At 68.2% G+C, this 12,771-nt stretch carries 10 protein-coding genes and 2 pseudogenes; 6 read left to right on the forward strand and 6 right to left on the reverse strand.

Features of this window, described 5'->3' with window-relative positions:
• Positions 1-104: 104 nt before the first annotated feature.
• Positions 105-3,539 (forward strand): annotated as a pseudogene (locus F1642_RS06105) (pyruvate carboxylase).
• A gap of 120 nt (positions 3,540-3,659) precedes the next feature.
• Here the strand turns inward: F1642_RS06105 and F1642_RS15545 are convergent.
• From F1642_RS15545 to F1642_RS16405, 6 genes and pseudogenes are all read right to left on the reverse strand, one after another.
• Positions 3,660-3,785 carry a hypothetical protein gene (locus F1642_RS15545; RefSeq protein WP_255522194.1) on the reverse strand — a complete coding sequence of 42 codons (126 nt, stop codon included), beginning with the start codon at positions 3,783-3,785 and terminating at the stop codon, positions 3,660-3,662.
• Positions 3,786-4,064: 279 nt separating this feature from the next.
• Complete coding sequence (locus F1642_RS06110) at positions 4,065-6,089, reverse strand: M3 family metallopeptidase (protein ID WP_194885778.1); 2,025 nt, start codon at positions 6,087-6,089, stop codon at positions 4,065-4,067.
• 27 nt (positions 6,090-6,116) lie between these two features.
• The gene (locus F1642_RS06115; RefSeq protein WP_194885855.1) at positions 6,117-7,145 is read right to left on the reverse strand and encodes a HesA/MoeB/ThiF family protein; all 1,029 of its coding nucleotides are present in this window, start codon (positions 7,143-7,145) and stop codon (positions 6,117-6,119) included.
• A 20-nt stretch (positions 7,146-7,165) separates the two neighbouring features.
• On the reverse strand, positions 7,166-7,645 hold the full coding sequence (gene dut / locus F1642_RS06120; RefSeq protein WP_194885779.1) for a dUTP diphosphatase: 480 nt from the start codon (positions 7,643-7,645) through the stop codon (positions 7,166-7,168).
• A 74-nt stretch (positions 7,646-7,719) separates the two neighbouring features.
• Complete coding sequence (gene infC, locus F1642_RS15550; RefSeq protein WP_255522195.1) at positions 7,720-8,049, reverse strand: translation initiation factor IF-3; 330 nt, start codon at positions 8,047-8,049, stop codon at positions 7,720-7,722.
• Positions 8,050-8,058: 9 nt separating this feature from the next.
• Positions 8,059-8,189: pseudogene (locus F1642_RS16405) on the reverse strand (translation initiation factor IF-3); the annotation flags it as partial.
• 271 nt (positions 8,190-8,460) lie between these two features.
• On the opposite strand from F1642_RS16405, the gene F1642_RS06130 reads away from it, so the two are divergent.
• The 5 genes from F1642_RS06130 (at position 8,461) to F1642_RS06150 (ending at position 12,753) form a co-directional block, all read left to right on the forward strand.
• The gene (locus tag F1642_RS06130) at positions 8,461-9,186 is read left to right on the forward strand and encodes a hypothetical protein (RefSeq protein WP_194885780.1); all 726 of its coding nucleotides are present in this window, start codon (positions 8,461-8,463) and stop codon (positions 9,184-9,186) included.
• Positions 9,187-9,194: 8 nt separating this feature from the next.
• A complete protein-coding gene (locus F1642_RS06135) occupies positions 9,195-10,061 on the forward strand; it encodes a glycosyltransferase family 2 protein (protein WP_369799394.1) in 867 nt (288 codons plus the stop codon).
• A 108-nt stretch (positions 10,062-10,169) separates the two neighbouring features.
• Complete coding sequence (gene fabA, locus F1642_RS06140) at positions 10,170-10,679, forward strand: bifunctional 3-hydroxydecanoyl-ACP dehydratase/trans-2-decenoyl-ACP isomerase (protein ID WP_045983185.1); 510 nt, start codon at positions 10,170-10,172, stop codon at positions 10,677-10,679.
• Between the two features lie 24 nt (positions 10,680-10,703).
• Positions 10,704-11,933: a beta-ketoacyl-ACP synthase I gene (gene fabB / locus F1642_RS06145; RefSeq protein WP_045998794.1), complete on the forward strand. Its 1,230-nt coding sequence runs from the start codon at positions 10,704-10,706 to the stop codon at positions 11,931-11,933.
• A 16-nt stretch (positions 11,934-11,949) separates the two neighbouring features.
• Positions 11,950-12,753, forward strand: a complete 804-nt coding sequence (locus F1642_RS06150) for an enoyl-ACP reductase (protein ID WP_045983170.1) — start codon at positions 11,950-11,952, stop codon at positions 12,751-12,753.
• The last annotated feature ends 18 nt before the right edge of the window (positions 12,754-12,771 follow it).

Below are 12,771 nucleotides of genomic sequence, written 5' to 3' on the forward strand. Positions count from 1 at the left end.
GCTTTTGGTCGCAGATCACGGGGCGGAGGCTTCTGGTTATCGCTAACACTTGCGCTGCATCGCAGCACGGATAGGATGCTTGGCAACGAGGAAGGGGGCTTGGCATGTTCAAGAAGATTTTGGTGGCAAACCGGGGCGAGATTGCCATTCGCGTGATGCGGGCGGCCAACGAGCTGGGCAAGAAGACGGTCGCCGTCTATGCCGAGGAGGACAAGCTGGGCCTGCACCGCTTCAAGGCGGACGAGGCCTATCGCATCGGCGAGGGGCTGGGACCGGTCGCGGCCTATCTGTCCATCCCCGAGATCATCCGCGTGGCCAAGCTGTCGGGCGCCGACGCGATCCATCCGGGATACGGCCTGCTGTCCGAGAACCCCGACTTCGTCGATGCCTGCACGGCGGCCGGCATCACCTTCATCGGTCCGCGCGCCGACACGATGCGCGCGCTTGGCGACAAGGCCAGCGCGCGGCGCGTGGCGATCGAGGCGGGCGTGCCGGTGATCCCCGCGACCGAGGTGCTGGGCGAGGATTTCGACGCCATCAAGCGTGAGGCGGCGGATGTGGGCTATCCGCTGATGCTGAAGGCGTCCTGGGGCGGTGGCGGGCGCGGCATGCGCCCGATCAACAGCGAGGCCGAGCTGGTCGAGAAGGTCCGCGAGGGTCGCCGCGAGGCCGAGGCCGCCTTCGGCAATGGCGAGGGTTATCTGGAGAAGATGATCCTGCGCGCCCGCCATGTCGAGGTGCAGCTGTTGGGCGACACGCATGGCGGCCTGTATCACCTCTATGAACGCGATTGCACCGTGCAGCGCCGCAACCAGAAGGTCGTCGAACGCGCCCCCGCCCCCTACCTGACCGAGGCGCAGCGCGCCGAGGTCTGCGGCCTGGCGCTGAAGATCGGGCAGGCGGTCGGCTATCAGAACGCCGGCACGGTCGAGTTCCTGATGGATATGGACAGCCAGCAGTTCTACTTCATCGAGGTGAACCCCCGCGTCCAGGTCGAGCATACCGTGACCGAGGAGGTCACCGGCATCGACATCGTGCAAAGCCAGATCCGCATCGCGGAGGGCGAGACGCTGGCCAGCGCCACGGGCCATGCCAGCCAGGCCGACATCACCCTGTCGGGCCATGCCCTGCAATGCCGGGTGACGACGGAAGATCCGCAGAACAACTTCATCCCCGATTACGGCCGCATCACCGCCTATCGGTCGGCCACCGGCATGGGCATCCGCTTGGACGGCGGCACGGCCTATTCGGGGGGCGTCATCACGCGCTATTACGATTCGCTGCTGGTCAAGGTAACGGCCTGGGCGCAGACCCCCGACCAGGCAATCCGCCGCATGGACCGCGCGCTGCGCGAGTTCCGGGTGCGTGGCGTTTCCACCAACATCGACTTCGTCATCAACCTGCTGAAACATCCGACCTTTCTGGATGACACCTACACGACCAAGTTCATCGACACGACCGATGACCTGTTCGACTTCAAGAAGCGTCAGGACCGCGCGACCAAGATCCTGACCTATCTGGCCGACATCAGCGTGAACGGGCATCCCGAAACGGCGGGCCGCGCCCTGCCCCCGGCCCAGGCCCGCGCGCCGGTCCCGCCCGCCCCCAAGGCCGCTCCTGCGCCCCGGCACCCGCCAGCTGCTGGAGACCAAGGGCGCCCAGGCCGTGGCCGACTGGATGGCCGCCCAGACCCAGCTGCTGATCACCGACACCACGATGCGCGACGGGCACCAGTCGCTGCTGGCGACACGGATGCGGTCGATCGACATGATCCGCGTGGCGCCCAGCTATGCTGCGAACCTGCCGCAGCTGTTCAGCGTGGAATGCTGGGGGGGCGCGACCTTCGACGTGGCCTATCGCTTCCTGCAGGAATGCCCCTGGCAGCGCCTGCGCGACATCCGTGCGCAGATGCCCAACCTGATGACGCAGATGCTGCTACGCGCGTCGAACGGCGTGGGTTACACCAACTATCCCGACAACGTGGTGCAGTTCTTCGTGAAGCAGGCCGCCGAGACCGGGGTCGATGTGTTCCGTGTCTTCGACAGCCTGAACTGGGTCGAGAACATGCGCGTCGCGATGGACGCGGTGATCGACAGCGGCAAGGTCTGCGAAGGCACGGTCTGCTATACCGGCAACATGCTGGACCCCGACCGGTCCAAATACGACCTGCAGTATTACGTGAAAACCGCGCAGGAGCTGAAGGCCGCGGGCGCGCATGTGCTGGGCCTGAAGGACATGGCGGGCCTGCTGAAGCCGCCCGCCGCCCGCATCCTGATCAAGGCCCTGAAGGAGGAGGTCGGCCTGCCGATCCACTTCCACACACACGACACCAGCGGCATGGGCGGTGCCACCATCCTGGCCGCCGCCGATGCGGGCGTCGATGCCGTCGATTGCGCGATGGACGCGCTGTCGGGCAACACCAGCCAGCCGACCCTGGGGTCCGTGGTCGAGGCATTGGCCCAGACCGATCGCGACACCGGCCTGGACATCGGCGCCGTCCGCGCGATCAGCAACTATTGGGAACGCGTGCGCGAAAGCTATGCCGCGTTCGAATCAGGCCTGCAGTCCCCGGCCTCCGAGGTCTATCTGCATGAGATGCCCGGCGGGCAGTTCACCAACCTGAAATCGCAGGCGCGGTCGATGGGCCTGGAGGATCGTTGGCACGAGGTGGCGCAGGCCTATGCCGACGTGAACCGGATGTTCGGCGACATCGTCAAGGTCACGCCGTCGTCCAAGGTCGTGGGCGACATGGCGCTGATGATGGTGTCCCAGAACCTGACCCCGAGGACGTCATGAACCCCGACCGCGACATGTCCTTCCCCGATTCGGTGGTGGACATGATGCGCGGCAACCTGGGCCAGCCCCCCGGTGGCTGGCCACGGGCGATCCAGGCCAAGGTGCTGAAGGGAGAGACCCCGATCACCGACCGCCCCGGCGCCCATCTGGAACCCGTCGACCTGGAGGCCGAGCGCGCCAAACTGTCAGAGATGCTGGACGGCAAGACCATCGACGACGAAGATCTGAACGGATACCTGATGTATCCCAAGGTCTTCACCGACTACATGCAGCGCCATGAGACCTATGGCCCGGTGCGCACCCTGCCGACCCGCACCTTCTTCTACGGCATGGAGCCGGGCGATGAGATCAGCGTCGAGATCGACCCGGGCAAGACGCTGGAGGTCCGCCTGCTGACCCTGGGAGAGACCGACGAGACCGGCCAGATGAAGGTCTTCTTCGAACTGAACGGCCAGCCGCGTCAGGTCCGCGTTCCGAACCGCTCCGCCACCGGCGCGCAGGCGGCGCGCCCCAAGGCCGATGCCGCGAACCCCGGCCATGTGGGCGCGCCGATGCCGGGCGTCGTGGCGTCCGTCGGCGTCGCTCAGGGCGCCCAGGTCAAGCAGGGCGATCTGCTGCTGACGATCGAGGCGATGAAGATGGAGACCGGCCTGCACGCCGACCGCGACGGCACCATCAAGGCGCTGCATGTCGGCCCCGGCCAGCAGATCGACGCCAAGGACCTCCTGGTCGAGATCGAATGAGCCACAGGGCCGGGGAACGCCGCCCCGGCCCCGCACGACCGCGCCGCGTCAGCGGCGCCTCAGGCCGGGCGGCAGCACGCCGACCATCGGTCGGCACCCCCGCCCCGTCCCGTCACACCCTCAACCGTCGCAGCGCTGGTAAAGGCGCGTGCCGCCCGCATCCGTCAGGCGCAGCGCCGCTCCCTCCATCGTGGCGCTGACGGCACGCGTGTCCGTCATGCCCTCGCTGGAACAGCTCAGCGTCACCGCCCCGTCCGTCCCCACCGCGCCGCGCGTGCAGCGTGCCTCATAGAACCGCCAGCTTTCCCCCGCCAGCGTCAGCCGCGTCTCCGAGGCCGGATCCCCGCAGGCCTCGGCCCGCAGATCATAGGTCCCGTCGACCAGCGCCGTGCTACCCTGCGCGGGGGGGCGGCACGGCGCCGCCGCCGGTCTCGGTCTTGCAGGCCGCGAGGGCCAGCGCCGCCAGAAGGGCGGCGGGCAGGATGGGGGGTCATGGGTCTTCTCCTTCTTTCTGTCGCGCGGGCCTCAGTCCAGCCCGCGCCCTTTCAGCAGGGCATCGACGCCCGGCATGCGGCCCCGAAAGGCCATCCACAGCTGATCCGCCGGGGCAGACCCGCCCTTGGACAGGATCGTCTCCTCCAGCCGCCGCGCGGTGGCGGGGTCGAAGATGTCGCCGGTCTCGGCAAAGGCCTCGAAGGCGTCGGCATCCATCACCTCGGACCACATGTAGCTGTAATAGCCCGCCGCATAGCTGTCGCCCGCAAAGACATGCGCGAAATGCGGCGTCGCATGGCGCATGGGGATGGCGTCCGGCGCCTCCAGCGCCGTCAGCACGTCGGCCTGCCGTGCCATCGGGTCGGATGCCGGCGCACCTTCGTGAAAGGCCAGGTCCACCAATGCGCTCTCCAGATATTCCACGGTCGAGAACCCTGCCCCGGCCTTGCCCGCCGCCAGCATCCGGTCGCGCAGATCGGCGGGCAGGACCTCGCCCGTCTCATGGTGGCGCGCATGGGCGTCCAGCACCGCGGGCTGCTCCAGCCAGTGTTCATAAAGCTGGCTGGGCAGTTCCACGAAATCCTGAGCAACCGAGGTCCCCGAGATCGAGGGCCAGGTCACATCCGACAGGATGTGATGCGTCGCGTGGCCGAATTCGTGGAACAGCGTGCGCGCATCGTCCCAGGACAGGAAGGCCGGTCCACCCGGCTGGTCCGGCGGGGTGAAGTTGCAGACGTTGACCACGATCGGCCTCTGACCGTTACCGATCTTGTGCTGCATCTGCAGGGCCGAACACCACGCCCCCGACCGCTTGGACGGCCGCGCGAAATAGTCGCCCACAAAGACGGCCATCAGCTGACCGTCGCGGGTGATCCGCCAGGCGCGCACGTCGGGCGTCCAGAGCGGCGCCTCCAGCGGCTGGAACTCAAGGCCGAACAGGCGATGCGCGACGTCGAAGACCGCGCCCAGCATCGCGTCCAGCGTCAGATAGGGGGCCACGTCATCGGCGTCGAAATCATGCGCGCGGGCGCGATGCCGTTCGGCATAGAGGCGCCAGTCCCAGGCCTCCAGAGGACCATTGACGCCGTCCTCGTGCAGCATTTGGGCCAGCACCTGCTGATCGGACAGCGCACGGGCGCGCGCCGCGGTCCAGACCTGGGACAGCAGATCGCGCACCCGCTCGGGCGTCGCCGCCATCTGCGTTTCCAGCTTGTAGCTGGCGAAATCGGCATAGCCCAACAGCTGCGCGCGCTCATGGCGCAGGGCCAGGATCTCGGAGACCAGCGGCAGGTTGTCGGTCGCCGCGCCGCCTGCCCCCGAACCCGACCCCCGTGCGGTCCAGGCCCGGAACGCCGTCTCGCGCAACGCGCGGTCCTGCGCATGTTCCAGGAAGGGCACGATCAACGAACGGTTCAGCGTCACCACCTGCCCCGTCATGCCGCGTTCGCGCGCCGCCGCCCGCATGGCACGGACCAGCCAGTCTGGCAGACCCGCCAGGGCATCGTCGGCCACGGACAGCACAAACTCGCGTTCGTCCGTCAGCACGTTCTGGGTGAACTCGGTGGTCAGCACGGCCAGCCGGGCGCGGATCTGGGCCATGCGGGCGCGGCCCGCCTCGTCCAGGCCCGCCCCGGCCCGCGTCAGGTCGCGCAGCGCCAGTTCGGTGATGCGCCGATCCTCGGGTGACAGGCTGGCGGCGGCGGCCGCCACGGCGCGCACGCGGGCGTACAGACGCGGATCCATGCTGATCCGGCTGCCGTATTCGGCAAGCCTGGGGGCGAAATCACGCTGCAGCGCCTGGCGCACGTCGTTCGAATCGACCCCGGCCAAGGTGTAGAACACCGAAAGGACGCGGTTCAGATCCTCATCCGCGGTCTCCATCGCCGCGATGGTGTTGGCAAAGTCGGGCGCGTCGGGGTTGGCGGCGATCGCCTCGTTCGCGGCTTCGGCCGCGGCCAGCGCCTGGTCAAAGGCGGGGGCGAAATCCGTATCGTGGATCAGGTCGAAACGCGGCAGGCCTTCGGGGCCGGTCCAGCGGGTCAGTTGCGGGTTCATCAAGACCTCCTGTCGTCGACAGGTAGCCTAGGGTTGCGCCGCGCCGGGTTCCAGCGCCGATTGCGCCCCGCAGACCGGACAGGCCGGGTCCTGCGCGCAGGCGATCGTCCGGGTTTCGCCATAGAGCCCGTCGAACAGCATCATCCTGCCGCGCAGGCCCTGTCCCGCGCCGGTTAGGTGCTTGATCGCCTCCAGCGCCATCAGGCTGCCGATCACGCCGGGCAGCGCGCCGACCACCCCCGCCTCGGCGCAGGGGGCGTCGCGTTCGGGGGCCATGGGGAACAGGCAGGCCATGCAGGGCCCGCCGCGGGCCGGATCGAACAAGGTCACCTGGCCCTCCCATTGGCCGATGGCGCCCGACAGCAGGGGCACCCCCGCCGCCACGCAGGCCCGGTTGATCGCGGCGCGGCCCGCGAAACTATCGGTGCCGTCGATGACCAGATCATGTCCCGCGATCAGGTCGCGGTCGCCTTCGGTGATGCGGCGGATCAGGGGCGTCACGTCCAGATGCGGGTTCAGCCGCAGCATCGCCTCGGCCGCGGCATAGGCCTTGGGTTCGCCGCGCAGATCGTCGCGAAAGATCACCTGGCGCTGCAGGTTGGACAGGCTGACCGTGTCGTCATCGGCCAGCGTGATCCGCCCCACCCCGGCTGCAGCCAGGTACAGGCAGACGGGCGAGCCCAGCCCCCCTGCCCCGACGACCAGCACCCGCGCGCCCTTGAGCCGCATCTGACCCGCACCGCCGATCTGGTGCAGGACCAGATGGCGGGCATAGCGGTCCAGCTCTGCGTCCGACAGTCCGGCATCGCGGGTTACGGGGGCGGGCGCGGGCGTGGCCTGAACGCGCAGTCGCGCCAGCAGCCGGCGATAGCCGATGACCAGCATCACCACCGCGCCCAGAACCAGCCAGCCCGCCGCGCTGCCACCAAGGGCGGCGGCAGCACCGCTGCCCGGCGCGATCACCTGCAGCGACAGCATGCCGACCCACAGGATCCCCACCATCAGCAGCACCACCTGGCGTGGCAGATGCAGCACCCGGCCCAAAATCAGCAGCATCACGATCAGGAAGACGCCGGTCACAGCCCCGTCCCCCCGGTGGAACCGAACCCGCCCTGCCCGCGCGCGGTGTCGTCCAGCGAATCGACCAGTTCGAACCGGGCCTGCGGCGCGGGGGCCACGACCATCTGGGCGATCCGGTCGCCGTGGCGGATGGTGAACGGCGCATCGCCCAGGTTCAGCACGATCACCCCCAGGGGGCCGCGATAGTCGCAGTCGATGGTGCCGGGGCTGTTGGGCAGGGTCAGGCCGTGCTTCAGCGCCAGCCCGGACCGGGGGCGGACCTGGACCTCCCACCCCTGCGGGATGGCCAGGGCCAGCCCGGTGGGGATGAGCGCGCGGCCCATCGGCTGCAGGGTCACCCCCTGCAGCCGGTCCGCGGGGGCCAGGTTGGCGCACAGGTCGGCTCCCGCCGCCCCCGCCGTCTGATAGGACGGCAGCGGAAGGGCGGAGTCGGCATCGGGAAGGCGCATCACGCGCAGGACAGGCTGGTGGGTCATGCCCCTATCCATGCAACGCAAAAGACCGCGCGGCAATGCCGCACGGCCTTTCAGCATGTCGCAGTCGGGATGGATCAGCGCGGAGCGATCATCATCACCATCTGGCGACCTTCCAGCTTGGGCATGGTCTCGACCTTGCCGGCCTCCCCGACGTCATCGCGGACGCGGTGCAGCAGTTCCAAGCCAAGATCCTGGTGGGCCATCTCGCGGCCGCGGAAGCGCAGGGTCACCTTGACCTTGTCGCCGCCTTCCAGGAACTTCAGCACGCTGCGCATCTTGACATCATAGTCGTGGGTATCGGTTCCAGGACGGAACTTGATCTCCTTGACCTCGATGACCTTCTGCTTCTTGCGGGCCTCGGCCTCGCGTTTCTGCATCTCGTACTTGTACTTGCCGAGGTCCATGACCTTGCAGACCGGGGGGCCGCGTTCGGCGAAATCTCGACCAGATCCAGCCCGGCATCCTGTGCCATCTGCATGCCGACCGACGGCGGCACGACGCCGATGTTTTCCCCTTCGGGACCGATCAGGCGGATTTCGGACACGCGGATGCGTTCGTTGGTGCGGGGACCGGTGTCACGTTGGGGCGGTGCGTTATGCGGGCGGCGGGCTATGGCGTTGCTCCTTTTATGGCCAATGCGAAGTGACAGGAAAATAAGGGCGACCGCGCCATTATTCAACCGGAATTGATCAGGACGGGGCGCAATTCGGCCCTGCGGCGACCCGATCCGGGGGCAATCGGGGGGTGCGGCGCTTTTCCGGCGCGGGGGGCTGTGTCATAGAGTGTGCAAATGCCGTGAACATCAGGGGTCCATGATGCCGAAACTGTTGCCCATCGTCGTGATTCTGGTTCTGGCCGCGGGGGGCGCGTCATACCTGATGCAAGACCGCACCGACGAACCCGTTGAGATGGCCCAGGCCTCCGAGGCCCCGACCGCGGCCCCCGACACCGTCGCGGGCGACGCCGCGCGCCTGGCCGACGATGCCGCCGACGCCGCACAGACAGCCGCGGAAACCGCAGACGAGGCCCCCGCGACAGAGGCGACGGACAGCCAGGATGCGGCCAATGCCGCAGCCGATGCGGCCGCCGACGCCGCCGCCATCGCCGCCGATGCCGCGGCCGAGGCCGTCGCCGCATCGAACGACACCGGCGCCGCGCCGGCCAGCGACGCGGCGGACGCCGCCGAAGCCGCGGCCGAGGCCGCGCTGGACGCCGCCGACCGGGCCGCGGCTGCCGCCGCGGGCGCCACCGCGGGCGTCACCGGCCTGACCGCCGACGCCGCCGCGCAGGAGGCCGCCAGCGCCGCGCAGGACGCGGCGGAGGCCGCCGCCGAGACGGCCGATGCCGCCACCGTCGCCGCCCGGATCGAGGCGCTGCTGACCCCCGAGGGCTTCGACCGCGCCCAGGTCGACAGCATCATCGACAGCGCGGCCATCCCCGACACGCAGAAGCAGACGCTCAAGCAGCTGGTGTCGCAGGCACAGGGCGACCCCGCCCTGCTGGCCGCCGCGCTGGAGCAGGTCAAGGCGGTCATGCGCTGATGACGGTCCTGCCGATCCGGGACATGGCGCCGTTCCTGGCCGGGCGGCCCGCCGTCCTGGCCCGCGGACCGCTTGCCGTGATCCTGGTCGAGGACGACACCGCCGTCGCGGCGACGCTGCGCCATCATCTGGACCGGGGCTTTCGCCACATCCTGCTGATGTCGGACCAGCCGCAGGATCTGCCCGACGCGATGGCCGCGCAGGTCACGCAGCTGCGCTACGACCCGCGCAGGCCCGCGGCCCATGTCCAGGCGGTGAACGCGGTGATCCGCGCCGTGCCGACCGGCACCTGGCTTTACTACGGCTTCAACGCCGAGTTCCTGTTCTATCCCTTTTGCGAGACCCGAAGCGTTGGAGAGATGCTGGCCTTTCACACCGAGGAACGGCGCGCCGCGATGCTGTCCTATGTGATCGATCTTTATGCGGGCGATCTGCGGGCCTGCCCCGACGCGGTCGATCTCGACGGGGCGCTGTTCGACCGGACGGGATACTATGCCCTGGGCCGTCGCGGCGCGGACGGCCAGATCCGCGAACGCCAGCTGGACTTTCATGGCGGCCTGCGCTGGCGCTATGAGGAGTTCCTGCCGGCAGACCGTCGCCGCATCGACCGCATCGCGCTGTTCCGTGCCGCCCCCGGCCTGACGGTGACCGCCGACCACCGCTTCTCGATCGAGGAGTACAACACCTATTCCTGTCCCTGGCACCACAACCTGACGGCCGCTGTGGCATCCTTTCGGGTCGCCAAGGCGCTGGTACGCAACCCCGGATCGCGCGAACAGGTCCGCGACATGACCTGGCGCAATTCGCACCGCTTCGACTGGACCAGCCAGCAGCTGATGGACCTGGGCCTGATGGAGCCGGGACAGTGGTTCTAGACGGCCGCGGCTTGCCCTTGCGCGGGTCTTGCCCCGGATGATAGACCCTGCGGCAACCTGAAAAACCGACCGGCCCGCAGGGGCTGCACAGATGAAGGCATGACCCGGATGGCATTGACCCAGACCAGCTTCGACCGCGACGACCTGCTTGCCTGCGCGCGCGGAGAACTGTTCGGCCCCGGAAATGCCCAGCTGCCCGAACCGCCCATGCTGATGATGGACCGCATCACCGATGTGTCCGAGGACGGCGGCGCGCATGGCAAGGGCCATATCGTCGCCGAATTCGACATCACGCCCGACCTGTGGTTCTTCGGCTGCCACTTTCCCGGCAACCCGATCATGCCCGGCTGCCTGGGCCTGGACGGGCTGTGGCAGCTGACCGGCTTCAACCTGGGCTGGCGCGGCTGGCAGGGGCGCGGTTACGCCCTGGGCGTCGGAGAGGTCAAGCTGACCGGCATGGTGCGGCCCGACCGCAAGATGCTGCGCTATACCGTCGATTTCACCAAGGCCGTCCAGACCCGTCGCCTGACCATGGGCGTGGCCGATGGCCGGGTCGAGGCGGACGGAGAGCTGATCTATCAGGTCAAGGACATGAAAGTGGCCCTGTCGGCCAGCTGACCCCACCCATTCAAGGAGGCCCCCATGCGTCGTGTCGTCATCACCGGGCTTGGTATCGTATCCCCCATCGGCAACAATGCCGACGAGGTCACTGACAGCCTGCGCGCGGGCAAGTCGGGCATCGTTTTCGCCCCCGAATATGCCGAGCACGGCTTTCGCAGCCAGGTCCACGGCATGCCGCAGATCGTGCTGGAGGACCATATCGACAAGCGCAACCTGCGCTTCATGGGTCCGGGTGCCGCCTACAACTTCCTGGCCATGGAACAGGCCATCAAGGACAGCGGCCTGGAGGAAGGCGACGTGTCGAACGAGCGCACCGGCCTGATCATGGGATCGGGCGGGCCGTCCACGTCGAACTTCTTTCTGGCGCATCAGACGGTGATCGAGAAGGGCAGCCCCAAGCGCATGGGCCCCTTCATGGTCACGCGCTGCATGTCCTCCACCAATTCGGCCTGCCTTGCCACGCCCTTCAAGATCAAGGGCGTGAACTACTCCATCACCTCGGCCTGCGCGACGTCGGCGCATTGCATCGGCAACGGGGTCGAGCAGATCCAGATGGGCAAGCAGGACATCGTCTTCGCCGGCGGCGGCGAGGAGCTGGACTGGACGCTGTCGTGCCTGTTCGACGCGATGGGCGCGATGTCGTCGAAATACAACGACACGCCCGAGACCGCGTCGCGCCCCTATGACGCGACCCGCGACGGGTTCGTGATCGCGGGCGGCGGCGGCGTCGTCGTGCTGGAGGAACTGTCCCACGCCCTGGCGCGCGGCGCCAAGATCTATGCCGAGGTCACGGGTTACGGCGCGACCAGCGACGGCTACGACATGGTCGCCCCCTCCGGCGAGGGCGGCGAGCGTGCGATGCGCGTGGCCATGTCCACCCTGCCCGAGGACCGCAAGGTCAGCTACATCAATGCGCACGGCACCTCGACGCCCGTGGGCGATCTGGGCGAGATCAAGGCCATCCGCCGCATCTTCGGCGAGGGATCGACCCCGCCCGTCAGCTCGACCAAGTCGCTGACCGGGCATTCCCTGGGTGCGACCGGCGTCCACGAGGCGATCTACAGCCTGCTGATGTTGCAGAATGACTTCATCGCGGCCTCGGCGAACGTCACGACGCTGGACCCCGAGATTCAATCGGGCGAGATTGCGACCAGCCGCGTGGACAACGCCGGGTTGGATTCGGTCCTGTCGAACAGCTTCGGCTTTGGCGGCACGAATGCCACCCTGCTGATGTCGCGCTATCAGGACTGAGGCAAAGGACCAACGCATGGGCGATCTTCTGAAGGGCAAGCGCGGGCTTGTGATGGGGGTCGCCAACGAGCGGTCCATTGCCTGGGGCATCGCGCGCGCGCTGGCCGACCAGGGGGCAGAGCTGGCGTTCAGCTATCAGGGCGAGGCGTTCGGCAAGCGGGTCGAACCGCTGGCGGCCTCCGTCGGGTCGGACCTGCTGGTCGATGTGGACGTGACGAACGACGCGTCGCTGGACGCGGCCTTCGCCACGCTGGCCGACCGGTGGGGTTCGATCGACTTTGTGATCCACGCCGTCGCCTTCTCCAACAAGGACGAGCTGACCGGCCGGTTCATGAACACCAGCCGCGCCAACTTCAAGCACAGCCTGGAGATCAGCTGCTACTCGCTGATCGAGGTCGCGCGCCGCGCCCACCCGCTAATGGCGGCCAAGGACGGATCGGGCGGCGGGTCGATCATCACCCTGACCTATGGCGGGTCGAACCGTGTGACGCCGTTCTACAACGTCATGGGCGTCGCCAAAGCGGCGCTGGAAAGCAGCGTGCGGTATCTGGCCAACGACCTTGGCCCGGACGGCATCCGCGTGAACGCGATCAGCCCCGGCCCGATGAAGACCCTGGCAGGCGCGGCCATCGGCGGCGCGCGCAAGACCTTCCGCCACACCGAGGCCAATGCGCCCTTGCGCGCCAATGCCACGCTGGAATCCATCGGCGGCACCGCCGTCTGGCTGCTGTCCGACTGGGGCGCCTGCACCACCGGAGAGATCGTGATGGTCGATGGCGGCTATCATGTGCTGGGCATGCCGCAGAGCGAGAACCTGTAGCGGCGATCACGACAGGGG

The sequence above is a fragment of the Paracoccus sp. NBH48 genome (genome assembly GCF_015390265.1).
Lineage (GTDB): Bacteria > Pseudomonadota > Alphaproteobacteria > Rhodobacterales > Rhodobacteraceae > Paracoccus > Paracoccus marcusii.